Origin of the sequence: Bacillus sp. KICET-3, assembly GCF_033261025.1 — a bacterium.
Taxonomy (GTDB): domain Bacteria; phylum Bacillota; class Bacilli; order Bacillales; family Bacillaceae; genus Bacillus; species Bacillus sonorensis.
Genome location: NZ_CP137345.1, coordinates 1,497,600 through 1,512,500, shown reverse-complemented (window position 1 = coordinate 1,512,500; position 14,901 = coordinate 1,497,600). Strand labels below are relative to the sequence as shown.

General features: G+C 46.8%; 18 protein-coding genes, 1 riboswitch and 1 other annotated feature. Of the genes, 3 read left to right on the top strand and 15 right to left on the bottom strand.

The window, feature by feature from the left end; genetic code table 11:
- Nucleotides 1–101: 101 nt before the first annotated feature.
- Nucleotides 102–734, bottom strand: a complete 633-nt coding sequence (locus R5H20_RS07615) for a histidine phosphatase family protein (protein WP_006638492.1) — start codon at nucleotides 732–734, stop codon at nucleotides 102–104.
- A gap of 145 nt (nucleotides 735–879) precedes the next feature.
- Here R5H20_RS07615 and R5H20_RS07610 point away from each other — a divergent pair, with 145 nt between their 5' ends.
- The gene (locus tag R5H20_RS07610; protein ID WP_006638493.1) at nucleotides 880–1,350 is read left to right on the top strand and encodes a guanine deaminase; all 471 of its coding nucleotides are present in this window, start codon (nucleotides 880–882) and stop codon (nucleotides 1,348–1,350) included.
- Between the two features lie 48 nt (nucleotides 1,351–1,398).
- Here the strand turns inward: R5H20_RS07610 and R5H20_RS07605 are convergent, their stop codons facing one another.
- Together R5H20_RS07605 and R5H20_RS07600 are read right to left on the bottom strand one after the other, a co-directional pair.
- Nucleotides 1,399–2,043, bottom strand: coding sequence for a hypothetical protein (locus R5H20_RS07605; protein WP_006638494.1), 645 nt, complete (start codon nucleotides 2,041–2,043; stop codon nucleotides 1,399–1,401).
- A gap of 69 nt (nucleotides 2,044–2,112) precedes the next feature.
- Nucleotides 2,113–2,526, bottom strand: a complete 414-nt coding sequence (locus R5H20_RS07600; RefSeq protein ID WP_006638495.1) for an organic hydroperoxide resistance protein OhrB — start codon at nucleotides 2,524–2,526, stop codon at nucleotides 2,113–2,115.
- A 165-nt stretch (nucleotides 2,527–2,691) separates the two neighbouring features.
- On the opposite strand from R5H20_RS07600, the gene R5H20_RS07595 reads away from it, so the two are divergent.
- On the top strand, nucleotides 2,692–3,144 hold the full coding sequence (locus R5H20_RS07595; RefSeq protein ID WP_006638496.1) for a MarR family winged helix-turn-helix transcriptional regulator: 453 nt from the start codon (nucleotides 2,692–2,694) through the stop codon (nucleotides 3,142–3,144).
- Nucleotides 3,145–3,199: 55 nt separating this feature from the next.
- Here R5H20_RS07595 and R5H20_RS07590 read toward each other — a convergent pair whose 3' ends face one another.
- The 10 genes from R5H20_RS07590 to R5H20_RS07545 form a co-directional block, all read right to left on the bottom strand.
- Nucleotides 3,200–3,625, bottom strand: a complete 426-nt coding sequence (locus R5H20_RS07590; RefSeq protein WP_006638497.1) for an organic hydroperoxide resistance protein — start codon at nucleotides 3,623–3,625, stop codon at nucleotides 3,200–3,202.
- Between the two features lie 109 nt (nucleotides 3,626–3,734).
- Complete coding sequence (locus R5H20_RS07585; protein ID WP_006638498.1) at nucleotides 3,735–4,982, bottom strand: glutamate-5-semialdehyde dehydrogenase; 1,248 nt, start codon at nucleotides 4,980–4,982, stop codon at nucleotides 3,735–3,737.
- A 13-nt stretch (nucleotides 4,983–4,995) separates the two neighbouring features.
- Nucleotides 4,996–6,093, bottom strand: a complete 1,098-nt coding sequence (gene proB / locus R5H20_RS07580; RefSeq protein ID WP_006638499.1) for a glutamate 5-kinase — start codon at nucleotides 6,091–6,093, stop codon at nucleotides 4,996–4,998.
- Between the two features lie 60 nt (nucleotides 6,094–6,153).
- Nucleotides 6,154–6,366, bottom strand: a binding site (T-box leader).
- Nucleotides 6,367–6,424: 58 nt separating this feature from the next.
- Nucleotides 6,425–7,327 carry a formyltetrahydrofolate deformylase gene (purU, locus tag R5H20_RS07575; protein ID WP_006638500.1) on the bottom strand — a complete coding sequence of 301 codons (903 nt, stop codon included), beginning with the start codon at nucleotides 7,325–7,327 and terminating at the stop codon, nucleotides 6,425–6,427.
- A gap of 102 nt (nucleotides 7,328–7,429) precedes the next feature.
- Entirely contained in the window at nucleotides 7,430–7,744 is a 315-nt protein-coding gene (locus R5H20_RS07570) for a DMT family transporter (protein ID WP_006638501.1), read from the bottom strand.
- Nucleotides 7,744–8,073, bottom strand: a complete 330-nt coding sequence (locus R5H20_RS07565; protein WP_006638502.1) for a DMT family transporter — start codon at nucleotides 8,071–8,073, stop codon at nucleotides 7,744–7,746. Before R5H20_RS07565 ends, R5H20_RS07570 begins: the two co-directional genes overlap by 1 nt.
- Before the next feature lie 61 nt (nucleotides 8,074–8,134).
- A riboswitch (guanidine-I (ykkC/yxkD leader) is annotated at nucleotides 8,135–8,236 on the bottom strand.
- Between the two features lie 47 nt (nucleotides 8,237–8,283).
- Nucleotides 8,284–8,805, bottom strand: coding sequence for a DinB family protein (locus tag R5H20_RS07560; RefSeq protein ID WP_006638503.1), 522 nt, complete (start codon nucleotides 8,803–8,805; stop codon nucleotides 8,284–8,286).
- A gap of 143 nt (nucleotides 8,806–8,948) precedes the next feature.
- Nucleotides 8,949–10,241, bottom strand: coding sequence for a pectate lyase family protein (locus R5H20_RS07555; RefSeq protein ID WP_006638504.1), 1,293 nt, complete (start codon nucleotides 10,239–10,241; stop codon nucleotides 8,949–8,951).
- 250 nt (nucleotides 10,242–10,491) lie between these two features.
- Nucleotides 10,492–11,229 carry a DUF421 domain-containing protein gene (locus R5H20_RS07550; RefSeq protein ID WP_006638505.1) on the bottom strand — a complete coding sequence of 246 codons (738 nt, stop codon included), beginning with the start codon at nucleotides 11,227–11,229 and terminating at the stop codon, nucleotides 10,492–10,494.
- A gap of 134 nt (nucleotides 11,230–11,363) precedes the next feature.
- On the bottom strand, nucleotides 11,364–11,882 hold the full coding sequence (locus R5H20_RS07545) for an acyl-CoA thioesterase (RefSeq protein WP_006638506.1): 519 nt from the start codon (nucleotides 11,880–11,882) through the stop codon (nucleotides 11,364–11,366).
- A 187-nt stretch (nucleotides 11,883–12,069) separates the two neighbouring features.
- On the opposite strand from R5H20_RS07545, the gene R5H20_RS07540 reads away from it, so the two are divergent.
- The gene (locus R5H20_RS07540; RefSeq protein ID WP_006638507.1) at nucleotides 12,070–12,936 is read left to right on the top strand and encodes a dimethylarginine dimethylaminohydrolase family protein; all 867 of its coding nucleotides are present in this window, start codon (nucleotides 12,070–12,072) and stop codon (nucleotides 12,934–12,936) included.
- Nucleotides 12,937–12,978: 42 nt separating this feature from the next.
- Here the strand turns inward: R5H20_RS07540 and R5H20_RS07535 are convergent, their stop codons facing one another.
- Complete coding sequence (locus tag R5H20_RS07535) at nucleotides 12,979–13,992, bottom strand: ABC transporter ATP-binding protein (RefSeq protein ID WP_006638508.1); 1,014 nt, start codon at nucleotides 13,990–13,992, stop codon at nucleotides 12,979–12,981.
- A 19-nt stretch (nucleotides 13,993–14,011) separates the two neighbouring features.
- Entirely contained in the window at nucleotides 14,012–14,899 is an 888-nt protein-coding gene (locus R5H20_RS07530; RefSeq protein ID WP_006638509.1) for a C40 family peptidase, read from the bottom strand.
- Between the last annotated feature and the right edge of the window lie 2 nt (nucleotides 14,900–14,901).

Sequence of the window (14,901 nt, the reverse complement as noted above, 5' to 3'; positions counted from 1 at the left end):
TGAAGACACAACAAAGCCGTAGCGCTTCATGAACCGCCTTTTGAAAAAAGAAGCCTTTTATCGGAATAAGGCTTCTTTTTCGGTGGTCAATATGTATTGGCCTACCATGTCACATCCGCTTGTTTTATTCGGTGATCACCGTCTCCTTCTTTTAAAATGGTCATGTCTCCTTTTTCAGAAATGGTGACAACTGCAAGCGCCGTATCATGGACATAGCTGGAATTCCATATTTCATTGATCGGCCGGTTCTTGACAATATTCAGGAGCATCAGGATAAAAACGGAATGCGTGACAAGCAGCACGCTCCCTTCCTGGTGGTTGTGAACAATGTGGCCAAGCGCCTGTCTGACTCGGACTTCAAATTCGGCAAAGCTCTCCCCTCCATCGGAAATATACTGCTCAGGCGCTTTGAAATAGGCTTCAAACCTGCCCCGATCGTGTTGTTGAATGTCGTCATATGTTTTTCCTTCCCATGAACCGAGGGAAATCTCGCGAAACAAATCGTCTTTGATAAAAGGAATGGAACGGTTTTGGAGCATCGCCCGTGCAGAGTCAACGGCGCGCCCGCTTGTACTGACATACGCCGCCTGAAATTGAATACCTTTCAGCTTTTTACCGAGCGCCTCCGCATTCGCCAAACCTAAAGGTGTTAAGTCTGAATTCTCCCAGCCTTGCATTCTCTTATCAATATTCCATTCGGTTTGTCCGTGTCTGGCAATATATAAGGTAAGCAAACAATCCTCTCCTATCCTTTCTTCTTATGTTTATTTTATGTGAGAAACAGTCTAAATTAAAACATTTGAATATTCTGAACCATTTTCTTTTTTTTACGTCTGTAAGCTATAATAAAACATGAGGACAACCAAGGAGGATACAGACATGAACCATGAAGCATTTTTGCAGCGGGCGATTGATCTTGCCGTCGAAAGCGTCAAAGACGGGACAGGCGGACCTTTCGGCTGCGTCATTGTCAAGGATGGCAAAATCATTGCCGAAGGAAAAAACAATGTCACAACAAGCAATGATCCGACAGCGCATGCCGAAGTAACGGCCATCAGGCTTGCCTGTGAAGCGCTCGGCGATTATCAGCTTAGTGACTGCATTCTTTATACAAGCTGTGAGCCTTGTCCGATGTGTTTAGGCGCGATTTACTGGGCGAGGCCGAAGGAAGTGTATTTCGCGGCAAAGCATTCTGATGCCGCATCAGCCGGTTTCGACGATTCATTTATTTATGAGGAATTCACACGAGATCAAAGCGAACGAAACATTCCGTTTTACAACATAGAGCTGCGGGACAAGCTTGAGCCATTCCTGACATGGGAGCATACGGACGATAAAACAGAATATTAAATAAAGGAGCTTTCCTTCATCGGAAAGCTCCTTTTCAATGGCTGCGGTTCATTTTTTATACCAATCAAGATGCTGATCTTCCGCCTCAAAATCCAGACTTTCTGCTTTTCCATCCTTCTGGATCTCGAGCCTTACGGTTTTCCCTTTCAGCTTTTGCGGACTCTCTGCTACGTCCCTTTCAAAGTCCGCTGTTTTTTGAAACGTTTGACTCCCGGATGCCACTTTGACTGTGACGTTCCGGCCGGTTTCATTGACAAGCGTTCCGATCACTTTTTGGCCGCCGTCGCTTTCCTGCTCATATACGCCGTTTTCATCAGCTTTCGCCTGAGGCGTCAGTTCAAGTTCTTCCGCTTCCTGGCTTTTTCCATCCACCTCTACCTTCACAAGCTTTCCCATGAGATCATCGTAGTCTTCTTTGTTCTTAAAATGTCTGCTTTTCGGAATAATCAGCTCCCGGTCCTTTACTTTGATCGTCAGCTGATCATCCTCGGCTTGAATATACTGGCCGATCAGATCAAAATCATCTTCTGAATTCCTGCCTTTATCATAAGAATATTTTTTCAAATCAAGTTTTTTATGAGTGTGCTGATCTGCCGGCTTTTGCTGCTCGCTTTCTTGCGCGCCGCCGCAGCCTGTGAACATGGTAAACACAAGCAGTACAGTCAGCATCAGTGTCAATTCCATATATTTCATATGCTGCCCCTTTCGAATGTTTTAAAAAGAAAGCAAACAACCTTATGTTTGCTTTCCCGTCTCAGAAGGTTATTTGACTTGCAGGTCGACATTGATATTTCCCCTCGTCGCTTTGGAATACGGGCAAAAATCATGTGCGGCCTTGACGAGCTCTTCCGCCTTTTCTTTTTCCAGCCCATTCGCTGAAACAACGAGCTGAACGCCAAGCTTAAACCCGCCGTCACTCTCATCTTTCATTAAACTGACCCGGCCTTCCACCTCAGAATCAATCTCAATGCCTTGTTCCTTTGCGACATGTTCCAAAGCTCCCCCAAAGCATGCCGCATACCCGGCGGCAAACAGCTGTTCAGGATTGGTTCCTGCCTCGCCATCTTTTTTTTGATTCGGCATCACAATGCTGTGATCCAAAACACCGTCATCAGATTTCACATGTCCAGCTCTTCCGCCTTTAGCTGTTACGCTTGCTGTAAATAATGTCGTCATCTTATATTCCTCCTTGCGATTATTCCTTATTCTTTATATTTCACAAAACGGACTTTTTAAACATATAGACCGCGAATTGAACAATATTCTCTGTCTGTGAAAGAATAGGAAAAGGAGAAAAAATCGTATACAATAAAAAAAGAACAAATAAGAGTTGGTGAACAGATGGTAAATGATTTTGAACATATGAAGCTTGACAGACAGCTTTGTTTTCTGCTTTACGCCAGTTCGCGGGAGATGACAAAGCTGTACAAGCCTCTGCTCGATGAACTCGGCATTACGTATCCGCAATACTTGGCGCTTCTCTTATTATGGGAGCATGAAAGCTTGAGCGTGAAAAAAATGGGGGAGCTTCTTTATTTGGATTCCGGGACTTTGACCCCGATGCTGAAAAGAATGGAACAGCGCGGCTTGATCACGAGACAACGGTCCCCTGAGGATGAGCGTTCCGTTATCGTCAAGCTGACGGCGGAGGGTGCCTCTCTGAAAGAAAAAGCAAGATGCATCCCAACTGACATGCTGGCACAGACAAACCTGCCTGCTGATAAGCTGATGCATTTAAAGGAGGCGCTCCGTACTCTTCTTGATTCCTTGACAAAGGAAAACGGTAAAGCGTAAGTCAAATGCCTGTTATAAAGCCGAATAGGCGCCTTCAATGGAAGGCGCCCTTTTTTTACGACATGACCTCAAGTATGACATCGACATTTCCCGAAATTGCTTTTGAATACGGGCAGACACCGTGTGCTTGATGAACGAGTTTCTCGAGTTCCGCTTTTTCAATACCTGTTCCTTTCACTTGGAGTGTAACGCCAAGCTTAAATCCGCCGTCGGCTTCATCCTTGAGAAGGCTGACATGGGCCGTCACCTCAGTGTCAATATGCAGGCGCGCTTTTTTGGCGGTCAGCTGGAGCGCGCTGTCAAAGCAAGCTGCATATCCCGCGGCAAACAGCTGTTCAGGATTGGTGGCGTCTCCTTTCTCCTTTGCTTTCGGCGTTCCCGGCATGGCAAGCTCCAATGCCAGTGCGCCGTCAGGGGAGGCTACTTGTCCATCCCTGCCCCCTTTGGCAGTAGCTTTGGATGTAAATAATAATTTTTTCATGATTGATCTCCTTTATTTTTAATTGTGCACAATTAGATTTTACAAAATATAAATTAGAGATGCAATAAAAAAACATTCCGCCTTCAGATTCAGGCGGAATGTCAGTTTGTCATATCCGAATTTGTCCGTTTCCTTTAATGATATATTTAGAGGACGTCAGTGCTTGAAGACCCATCGGACCTCTGGCATGGAGCTTCTGTGTGCTGATGCCGATTTCTGCGCCGTATCCAAACTCAAATCCGTCGGTAAACCGGGTTGAAGCATTATGATAGACCGCTGCTGCATCAACAGACGTTAGAAAATAGCGGGCATTTTGATCATCTTCGGTAATAATCGCTTCTGAATGCCGCGTTCCGTACCGGTGAATATGCCGAATCGCTTCATTCACATCACGGACGGTTTTGACGCTGACGATCGGCGCCAAAAACTCCGTCTCCCAATCGAGCGCTTCAGCGGGAACAGCGGAAGGAAGCAGCTCGCAAACCGCCTGGTCTCCCCTAATCTCCACACCTTCTTTTTCCAGCCTTTGCAGCAGCTCTTGGACTGAACGCTTCGCCCAGTTTTCATGGATCAGCACCGTTTCGATCGCATTGCAGACGGACGGCCTTTGTGTTTTGGCATTGATTACAACTTGCTGCGCCATATCGCTCTGCGCTGATTCGTCAATAAAGATATGGCAGTTTCCCGCACCTGTCTCAAGCACAGGAACGGTTGATTCCCGTACAACCATGTCGATGAGATTTTTGCCGCCCCGTGGAATCAGGACATCCAGGCCATCATTTAACGTAAACAGCTGTTTGGCGGTTTCTTTGCTCGTATCTTCGATCAGCTGAACGGCGTCCTTTGGAAGTTTTGATGTTTCAAGAGCTTCCTGTATCACGCTGACAAGCGCTTTATTGCTGTTGATCGCAGATGAACTGCCGCGGAGTATACAAGCGTTTCCCGTTTTTAAACAAAGCGTGGCGGCGTCGACCGTCACATTCGGGCGCGCTTCATAGATCATACCGACAACGCCCAGCGGAACCCGGACCTTCTCAATAAGCAGTCCGTTTTCTTTTTGGATGGTTTCAAGGCTTTCCCCCACTGGATCATCAAGCTTAGTAAGGAGAATGACGGCATCCGCGATATCGCTCAGCCGTTTCGGATTTAAGGAAAGCCGGTCTAACAGCGCTGGCGAAAACCCTTTTTCCTTGCCGGCGGCAATGTCTTTTTCGTTTGCCTCTAAAATGACGTCCTGTTTGGCCCGAAGCGCTGCAGCAATTAACGTGAGCGCTTCGTTTTTATATTCTGTCGTCTGATGCACCAGCTCGTCTTTCGCTTTTTTTGCTCTTTTCGCTTTTTCAATCACTTCGCTCATGTTGATCAGCCCCCTATTCTTTTATGCTTATCCAATTATTTCGATGGATGACTTCTATTCCCTTTTCATGCGGAAATTCCCCGCTTCTCTTTCCTTTCACTTCGAGAAGCTCTTCCGCTGAATACAGCGTTTGCCCTTTGCCTGCCAATCCGTTCGGCCCGTAGACCTCGACGACCGCTCCTTTGGCAAAATCACCAGACACATCGGTCACACCCGCCGGGAGCAGACTGCTTCCATTTTCGGTCAGCGCCAGCTCAGCACCTTCATCAATGATAATTTTCCCCGATACGGGTGAATGAAAGGCGATCCACTGTTTGTGATTGTTCACCGATGACAAATCTGACTGACCGATGTAAGTGCCGTCCCCTCTGCCTTTTAAAATCCGACTTAATTTTTCTTCTCCTGCTCCTGTGCCGATAAATACATTGACACCGAGAGAAAGAGCGGTTTTTGCAGCCAAAAGCTTTGACTTCATGCCTCCCGTTCCGACTTTCGAGCCGATGGAGGAGGCATAGCTTAATAGATCATCAGTGATTTCAGGGATATAATCAAAACGCCGGGCCTCCGGGTTTTCCGCCGGATTTGAATCATAAAGGCCGTTGATATCCGTTAAGATGATCAATTTGTCGGCATGAATCAAGCCGCTGACAAGCGAAGAAAGCATATCATTGTCGCCGAATGTCAGCTCTTCTACAGACACTGAATCGTTTTCATTAATGATCGGAACAAGCCCTCTCTCGATCAGCTCCATGATGGTCGCATATGCATTGCGATACCGTTCTCTTTTGGCAAAATCATTTCTCGTCAATAAGATTTGTGCCGGCATCAGGCCGTGTTCTGCAAAGTGCTGAGTATATTGCCGCATTAAAAGGCTTTGTCCGACAGCGGCGGCGGCCTGCTTTCCTTTTAACGTAACAGGCCTTGCCGGATATCCCAGCTGAAAAAAGCCGGCGGCGACAGCACCTGAAGAAATAAAAATCACATCATGGCCTTCTTTTTTCAGAGCGGCGATCGCACGGACATGATCACTGACTTTTGCCTCGTCAATACCGCCCTTTGAATCCGTTAAAGAACTGCTTCCGATTTTAATGACTATCCGTTGTTTTTTCACGTTTCTTCCCTCCGAAATGATCAGGCGGAAGCCAATAAAAAAAGCCCTTTTCGCCAAAACAAAAAGGACGAAAAGGGCTTTCCGCGGTACCACCTTCATTGAATGCGCAGGACGCGCATTCCGCTTTCCCCTGTAACGCAGGGCAGCGCCTGGGTTTTCCCTCCAGGACTCCGAGGCAGGTTCGGCAGGTTTCATGTGGTGAAATGTTTCAGCATGTCATTTCACTCTCTTTCACAGAAAGAACTGCGTACTGGTCCTCTTCAACGCTCGCTGATTTTTTATCATTATGCCGAGGAAAACGGCTTCTGTCAAGATGTAATCCATCCGTTTTTTAGTTGAAAACGATCGTTTTGTTGCCGTGGACGATAATCCGGTCTTCCAAATGCCATTTGACCGCCCTTGCGAGGACGCTCCGCTCAATCGTCCGGCCGATGTTTTTCAGGGCCTCAACATTATCCCTGTGATCGACGCGTTCAATATCCTGTTCAATAATCGGACCTTCATCCAATTCATTTGTGACATAATGGGAGGTCGCCCCGATTAATTTAACGCCCCGTTCATATGCGCGTTTATACGGGTTGGCGCCGACAAAAGCGGGCAGGAATGAATGATGGATATTGATGATTTTGTGCGGATGCGCTGAGACGAATTCAGGCGTCAGGATCTGCATGTAGCGGGCAAGGACGATGACGTCTGCGCGATACTCTTCAAGCCATTTGAGCTGCTGCGCTTCGACTTCTTTGCGAATGTCTTTGTTGGCTTTCAAATATAGAAACGGGATGTTGAGCGATTCAACGATTTCCCTTCCATCCTCATGGTTGCTGATGACCGCGGCAATCTCAGCCATCAAATTGCCGCTCTGCCATTCCCATAAGAGCTCATGCAAACAGTGAAGCTCTTTTGAAACAAATATGACGACCCGCTTTAATTCGCTGGCAAGGGTGATGCTCCAAGTCATTTGGAAAGACTCCGCCACAGAAGCGAACGTTTCTTTCATCTTGGCGATTTTTTCACGGATTCCCGGGGCTTCAAATTCGATTCTCAGAAAGAAGCGGCCGCCTTCGGGATCTGTCGTATATTGGCTGGATTCAATAATATTCGCGCCGTTTTCAAATAAAAACGCAGAAACCGCCGCGACGATACCCGGCTGATCCGGACAGCTGACAAGCAGGCGCGCTTTTTCATTATTGATCTCTTGATAATGATTTAATTGCTGTTTCATATATGATTCCATTGTTTGAAAACCCTCTTTTTCTTAAACTATCTTTTCATTATACTGGAGTTTTTTGAAAAATCAATTTATGAAAACCCTATTTTAATGAAACGGATTTTTTCTTCAGCTGATCAGCTTCAACCCGACAGCCGACGCCAAAATAAGCGCAATAAAAAACATTCGCTTGGCATCCTTCGGTTCATCGTAAAACAGGATGCCGACGAGCGCTCCGCCTGCAGCCCCGATGCCGGTCCAAATCGCGTATGCCGTTCCCATCGGCAAAGTGTTCATCGCCAGAGAAAGCAGGATAAACGAAGCGGCAAAACCGATGATCAAAAGAAAAATCCATTTCAGGCGCTTGTCTTTGTGAAATTGGTTCATCATCGTCACGCCGAGCATTTCCAGCAAGCCGGCGGCGATTAAATAGATCCATTCCATTATGATGCTTCCTCCTTCTCCTCATGTGTGACAAGTTTCAAACCGATTACACCGCACAGCAAAACGCCTATCAGCAAGAGCTTGATGAGGTTGGCTGGTTCGTTGAACAGAATGATCTCGCACAGCACCGTGCCCGCTGTGCCCAGTCCTGTAAACACGGCGTATACGGTGCCGACCGGCAGGTTCTCCCCGGCCTTGACCAATAGGTAAAAACTGGCGGCGACGGCGAATGCGGTGCCGATCCATTCGATAGCTGTTCCCGCGTGTTTCAGCCCGGCCACCCAAAGAATTTCAAACAAGGCTGCCAAGACAACGTTTCCCCATCTCATATCGTTCCCTCCATTCAATATTTCTGCAAAAAGAAAAAACCCGGGTTATCGGTGAATACGATACTCCCGGGCTTTTATCCCTCCGTGTGCATATGAAGCTTCATATGTGTTTTCTCTCGGACCAGGCCACATACAGATGCGCGGAACCCTAGAAAACTTTAATCTGTATTCTTCAGTTATGAAATAGACTATCAGGCTTTTCCGGCAAAATCAACCTTTGCGCTTCCGGAATTCTTTGATCAACGCCTGAATATGCGCCTGATGATAGCGGTTATGGTCTGACATATGCCAAATGCCCCAGCGGATAGTGGCAAAGCCGCCTTCATACGGGACCGTCTTCAGCAAATCTTCTTCTGTCAGCTGTTCTGCGGTTTTCTTCAATACTTCCAAGACTTCATCATATTGCTGTAATAAAACCGACAACGGCACACCCTTCACTTCAGGCAAGTGTCCGTTTTCATCTGTCATCGGGCTGAACGCCTCTTCCACTTCACTCGGGAGCTCCTCTTGTCTGATTCTGTACACCCAGCGAATATCGACATTGATCAAATGATAAATCAGCTGGGCGATGCTGTTTTTATTGCCGTGTTCCCCCTTATCATCCAGCATCTCCTGGCTGCTGCCGGAAACGATCGACTTCAGCCGGCCGATATTTTCGTTGACGGCAGAAAAAAGAACCCCGACGGCCGGCGCCATCTTCTCATCCGTGGATAAATCTCTAATAAGAGCCATCCCCTCACTCCTCTATTTCCACTTTTCCATGCGGACGGGCTTGTTCGATTCGAACCGACCGGGCCACCTGGCAAAATCGCAGCACCCGCAGCTTTGGATTGCAATGCAAAAAAGCGGACATTGATCATGTCCGCTCCTTTGGATTATTGCAATTTCCCCGCGCCGGCCTGTTCTTCGACAATTTTAGGCACATCTTTGGCGGCGTCGATTTTTTCGTACAGCTCAGGCGTCCAGCCCGTCGATTTTTTGATTGACGCATTGTACGCTTTGTTATACGTGCTGACAACATCGATTTTTTGGTCATTCAGCAATGTATCTTCTTCATGTAATGCGTCGCCTTTGAAGGCTTTCATCATCTTCTCGGGCTTTGTTCCTTCAGGCAGACTAAAGTAGTTGTCCTCAGCGTAAATTTTTGAAGAATATCCTACACCCCATGAATAATCATAGTTGTTTTCCGTGTTTTTAAAATAGTTGTTGTACAGGTGCACTTTGCCGTAACGCACGCGCGGTGCCCGCTCTTTAATATTTTCGTACATGTTATGGTGGAATGTCACTCTCAAATGGCCGTTGTCGGCGGAATATTTGTCGCTTGATCCGACAATGGTATTTTTATCGTGGCCTGAGAAAACATTATAGGACACAGTGACAAAATCGGATTGTTTTTTGATGTCAAGCAGTCCGTCATGATGCTGAAATACGCGTCCGAAATAGGTGTCATCAAAGTTGTCAGGCTTGCTTCCGTCGTTGAAAGAGCAATGGTCAACCCAAACATGTTCAGAAGACTCTAACAACAGGTTGTCAAATTCAGAGTTCCAGTTTCCTTCGCTTCCGTCTGTCGGGTCCCAGGCCGGGAAGTAGTCATAAGCATTTTCAAATTCGATATTGCGGATGATGACATTTTTCGCTTGTTTGATATAAAAACCTCCGCCGAGGATTTTCGCGTCGTCCCCCAGACCGATGATCGTCGTATTTGATCCGACATTGAGGATCACCCGCTCTTTTTGATTTTTTTCAGAGCGCGCTCTTGCGTCTTCCAGTTTTCCGGACGGCTCCTTTTTCCCCCATTTATCGGGACTGTAAGCTGCCAAATACTTCTCCAGGCTGTATTCGGGATCTTTATAATCATCAAAGCCCAAAGGCTTGTTCTCATCATCAACATTAAGATCAATCGTTCCCTTAATATAAATGATTTTCGGCGTATCATTTAAACCGTTTGCGCTGTTTTTGCCTCCCAATGCTTCAACAAGCTGCTGCCGGTTTTGCACCGTATAGACATGGTCGGAAGAAGCGTCAGCCCCTCCGGTTGTTCCTTCGCCATAGGCGCCCCAGCCATCCTTTGATCCGAGCACTTCACGCCCATGGTCTTCCGCTTGCACCGGCAGGGAAGAACCCGCCATCATAGCAAGCGCCAAAAGTAAACCAATACCTTTCTTCACTACAAACACACCTTCTATCTAATTTTTTCACAAAAACTAATATATTCTATTAAAATATAAAAAACAACAGATAATTCCTCCTATGTTTTCGTTTCTCAGTTTATTCTTTTTATGACAATTTCCCCGGTTCATGCGATATAACTCTTCTTAGAAACGTTGATATAAAGCGGTTAAAACGGAAAGTGACTAAATCGCAAAAAAGTTTTTTCAGAATAATTAAAATAAAAAAATCGCCTATTCGGCGAAAGTTTTATTTGTCATCCCCTGGTTTATATAAATACGGATCATGTGTTTGCGGTTGCTGTTGGACATCTTTATCGATCATGATGGCATGATTTTCATGCAATGTACCGAGCGTAATCGAAGACAGCTCTGCCTTCCCTATCCCTTTTTCCTCCAATTTTTCGTACAGCCACTCTTTCGTTTTCTGCAAATATTTTAAATTGTGCTCAATAATCTCCCCATCGAGAATCAGCGGAATCGGCACAAAATTCCGTGCCGTCTGAAGGTTCAAATCTTTCGGCTGCACAGGCCTTGCCTCTGATTTTGGAATCACGCTGACTTGGCCGGATTCTTCAATCAGCGCCAAATCGACATCGTGAGGATCGGCATATCCTTTTTCACGAAGCTTTCCGAGCAGTTCATTGATTGTAAGCCGCTCTTTTTTCAGGCCCTTTTCATCAATATGTCCGTTTCGGATCAGCACCGTTGGACTGACAACAAGAAAGCGCCTCCAAACATTATGCAAAGACAATTTTTCAATACACAAATAAAAGATGAGAAAACTGAGGGCATAGTAAATCGCCATTCCAATGCTGGAAGTGAGAATCGGCTCGCTGATAATCGTTCCGATCGCAAATGTCAATAAGAGGTCGAAATTCGTCATTTGAGAAACGGCTTTTTTCCCGGCAATCCGAAAAAGAATGTAAGCGATAGTGAATACCAGAGCCGGCTTGAAGAAAAAAATCCATAGCTGTTCGAACGTCATATTCCATATCTTCTTTCCTGTTTTTGATCATCTCTCTTATTTTTAGCAATCATTTGCTGACGTATTCCGCCAAAGAAAAAAACCCCGGCTCTTCTTGAAAAGAACCGGGGTCTTGGCAGTTCAATCCGGACAGCTTACCATGGCTTGTCAACCGCAAGGGCTGCGGCAAGCGCTTTGCTGTGCTTCCGGTGGTTTTTGCGTTCTTCCGCCCGCTGTTGCGCTGTCTGATGAAGCATGATTTCTTCATCGGTCTGCGGCTCAACCTTTGGAACAGCCTGAGGGTTTCCATCTTGATCCAGAGCCACGAACGTTAAAAAAGAGGTGGCCGCAAGCTTGCGTTCCCCTGTGAGGAGATGCTCTTTAATCACTTTGACAAATACCTCCATAGACGTTCTTCCGACCCATGTCACATAAGACTCCAGACAAACGGAATCTTCCTGTCTGATCGGCTCGAGAAAATCGACAGAATCCATTGATGCGGTAACCGTCTCACATCTGGAATGTCGTGCAGCGGAAATCGAGGCAATGTCGTCAATATAGCTCATCAGCTTTCCTCCGAACAGCGTGTTGTGATTGTTTGTATCAAGCGGAAATACCCTGCTTGTTTTGACAACTTTCGATTCCCGGCAATATCTTTTCTCTGGTCCCTTCATATCCATTTCTCCTTTGATGTCTAGATGTGTTGTAAAGTGGAATTTTTCTTTATTAAACACTATTAGAATTCATTTGTCTAAACTTTTTTATCCGGCTGATTTGTGAGATTTTCTTGCCAAAACGTTTATTTCCAGCGCCGGGAAGGGAATAATGAAAAGTATTATATTGAGAGACGGGGGAGAGAACATGGATTCAGCAGTGCCGAAAAAACATCATCAAACAGAATGCACAAGTGAATATGACGTGCTAAAAAAAGTGGTCCTATGCCGGCCGGAGTATATGGCGATTCAGGATGTCATCAATGAAACACAAAAGTACTTCCATAAAGAAAATATAGACAGAACCATTACCGTCCGCCAACATGAGACTTTGATCAATGAATTGGAAAAACGCGGCGTAGAAGTGTTTCTGCTGCCGGCTTCGAGCCAATTTCCTGAACAGGTGTTTACAAGAGATATCGGGTTTACCATCGGGGAAACCGTTTTTACCTCCCGGCTTTCAGCCGATATCCGCCAGGGTGAAGAAAATGTGCTGCAGGAATGGCTTTCCAAAGAAAACATCGCTTATCGTTCGTTTAACGGAGGGTATAAAATAGAGGGCGGCGACATTCTCATCGATCAGCATACCGTTTACGCAGGGGTCAGCGAACGGACATCATTTTCGGCCGTTCAAGCGCTGAAACGCCTGCTTCCATCCCATGAAGTGATTCCTGTTCCATTTGAGGAAACCTATCTCCACCTTGACTGCGTCTTCAACATCCTTTCTCCGCAAGAAGCGCTCGTTTACCCAAAAGCGCTGGGAGAAAAAGAATACGAGGTGCTTAAAAAGCGCTATGATATGATCGAAGTGCCTGAAAATGAACAGTTCACACTGGGAACGAATGTCCTTTCCATCGGAAATCAGACCGTGATAAGCCTCCCGGATAATAAAGAGGTCAACAGACAGCTCAGATCGCGCGGCTACACGGTCATTGAAATCGATTTATCGGAAATTATCAAATCGGGCGGTTCTTTCAGATGCTGCACGATGCCGCTTGAGAGGAGCTGTACGTAAGGAAGGAGCCTAAAGCGGCTCCTGTTTGTTTTAGAAAAAAGCTTATCTTGTTTGAAGCGTCACTTCCATTTCATCGTCCTCCTTTTTGACCTCCCCGTCATACAAATGGCAGGCGACATAGTGCCCTTCCTCGGCTTCTTTCAAAACAGGCTTTTTGGCGGTGCAAATCGACATCGCTGCGGGGCATCTCGTTCTGAACACGCAGCCTGAGGGCGGGTTGATCGGGCTTGGAAGCTCGCCTTTTAAAATGATTCGTTTTCGTTTATCTTCGATGTCGGGATCTGGAATCGGAATAGCCGACAAAAGGGCTTGTGTATAAGGATGAAGCGGCTCTTGATACAATCGGGAGCTGGCCGTAATTTCAACCATGTGCCCGAGATACATGACGCCGATGCGGTCGCTGATATGCTTGACCATGGAGAGATCGTGCGCAATAAACAGAAAGGTCAATCCTTTTTCTTTTTGCAGTTTTTTCAGGAGATTGACGACCTGCGCCTGCACGGAAACATCAAGTGCTGAGATCGGTTCGTCTGCGACAATGAACTCCGGCTCCAGGGCGAGCGCCCTTGCGATGCCGATTCTCTGCCTTTGGCCGCCGCTGAATTCATGAGGATAGCGATTGGCAAAGGCTCGATTAAGGCCGACTGATTCCAGCAGCTCGTCCACTTTTTCAAGGCGCCCCTTCCGCCCTCCGTAGAGGCCGTGGATTTCCATCGGCTCCAGCAAGATGTCCCTGACCGTCAACCGCGGGTTTAATGAAGCATACGGGTCTTGAAAAATCATTTGAATTTTCCGGTTGTATCGAAACGATTCGGCTTCAGTTAATTTGTGAATGTGTTTCCCGCGGTATTGAACCCCGCCCTCTGTCGGCTCATAAAGGCGCAGCAGCACCCGGCCCGTCGTCGATTTGCCGCAGCCGGATTCACCGACAAGCCCGAACGTCTCTCCTTCTTTTATATGAAAAGAAATGCCGTCAACCGCTTTGACTGTTTTTCCTTTTCCGGCGTCAAAATGCATTTTCAATCCGCTGACTTTCAGCAATGTTTCTTGTTTCATGCCGATCCCTCCGTTTTCATTAAAAATAGCGGCGAATTGCGCAGAGCTCCTTTTCGTAAACCGTATCTTCGAGAGATATGATTTCGATGGTCTTTCCCGTTTTCGGAGAGTGAAGCATCTTCCCGTTTCCGTAGTAAATACCGACATGATGCACCCGGCCTTTGCCTTCTCCATACGCAAAAAACAACAGGTCCCCAGGCTCCGCCCCGCTAAACGGAACCGCTTTTCCGCCCGTTGCCTGGTCGCCGGCATCCCGGGGCGCGGAATATCCGTTCGCTATCAGCATATGGCGGGCAAAACCTGAACAGTCATAGCCAAATCCGCTCATTCCTCCCCACAGATACGGCAGATTTAAAAAAGCTTCGCCTGTCTGTACGATGTCTTTTCCGGATCCTTTTGGATTTCCTTTGACTTTTGCGTCTTCTTTTTTCAGCCATCTCGGTCCCAATGGCGTTTCGACTTGGAACCAGGCGCTGTCTTCATCCAGGATGGCAAGTTTTGTGAGAAAACTCAATTCGAGCTCTCTCGTTTTTTCCTCTGTATATAAATATGCGGTCGGTTTTTGAATGACGGCGTATACTTCCGACTGTGTCCGGCTTTTTTTTGCCAGATTAGCTTTCGGCATCCAGCCCGGGTAGCCGCGGTCATCTTTCGCTGACGGCTGTCCGGGGATGACGACCGAAGCCCAGCCGTCCCTTTCTTCTAGCACAAGAACTTCTTCACCGAAGAGCACCTGTGTCTGAATGAGATTGGCCGTGCACAATTCAAGGCGGGCCCCGTATGGCAATGAATCAAGCCAGGCTCTGATACGAACGGGCTTTGACAGCATCATTTGATCGACCTTCCTCGGCGCCTCAGGGTGTGTCCAGACATTCGCTACTGAAACGGCCGCCGTATATACATCCATCC

Excerpts from the sequence above, each read along its gene's own strand:
- R5H20_RS07545 (WP_006638506.1), bottom strand. The coding sequence starts at position 11,882 with ATGAAGGGACCAGAGAAAAGATATTGCCGGGAATCGAAAGTTGTCAAA.
- R5H20_RS07540 (WP_006638507.1), top strand. The coding sequence starts at position 12,070 with ATGGATTCAGCAGTGCCGAAAAAACATCATCAAACAGAATGCACAAGT.
- R5H20_RS07565 (WP_006638502.1), bottom strand. The coding sequence starts at position 8,073 with ATGAGATGGGGAAACGTTGTCTTGGCAGCCTTGTTTGAAATTCTTTGG.
- R5H20_RS07595 (WP_006638496.1), top strand. The coding sequence starts at position 2,692 with ATGGTAAATGATTTTGAACATATGAAGCTTGACAGACAGCTTTGTTTT.
- R5H20_RS07570 (WP_006638501.1), bottom strand. The coding sequence starts at position 7,744 with ATGGAATGGATCTATTTAATCGCCGCCGGCTTGCTGGAAATGCTCGGC.
- purU (WP_006638500.1), bottom strand. The coding sequence starts at position 7,327 with ATGGAATCATATATGAAACAGCAATTAAATCATTATCAAGAGATCAAT.
- R5H20_RS07610 (WP_006638493.1), top strand. The coding sequence starts at position 880 with ATGAACCATGAAGCATTTTTGCAGCGGGCGATTGATCTTGCCGTCGAA.
- R5H20_RS07590 (WP_006638497.1), bottom strand. The coding sequence starts at position 3,625 with ATGAAAAAATTATTATTTACATCCAAAGCTACTGCCAAAGGGGGCAGG.
- R5H20_RS07535 (WP_006638508.1), bottom strand. The coding sequence starts at position 13,992 with ATGAAACAAGAAACATTGCTGAAAGTCAGCGGATTGAAAATGCATTTT.
- R5H20_RS07605 (WP_006638494.1), bottom strand. The coding sequence starts at position 2,043 with ATGAAATATATGGAATTGACACTGATGCTGACTGTACTGCTTGTGTTT.
- R5H20_RS07585 (WP_006638498.1), bottom strand. The coding sequence starts at position 4,982 with ATGAGCGAAGTGATTGAAAAAGCGAAAAGAGCAAAAAAAGCGAAAGAC.
- R5H20_RS07550 (WP_006638505.1), bottom strand. The coding sequence starts at position 11,229 with ATGACGTTCGAACAGCTATGGATTTTTTTCTTCAAGCCGGCTCTGGTA.
- R5H20_RS07560 (WP_006638503.1), bottom strand. The coding sequence starts at position 8,805 with ATGGCTCTTATTAGAGATTTATCCACGGATGAGAAGATGGCGCCGGCC.
- R5H20_RS07530 (WP_006638509.1), bottom strand. The coding sequence starts at position 14,899 with ATGGATGTATATACGGCGGCCGTTTCAGTAGCGAATGTCTGGACACAC.
- R5H20_RS07600 (WP_006638495.1), bottom strand. The coding sequence starts at position 2,526 with ATGACGACATTATTTACAGCAAGCGTAACAGCTAAAGGCGGAAGAGCT.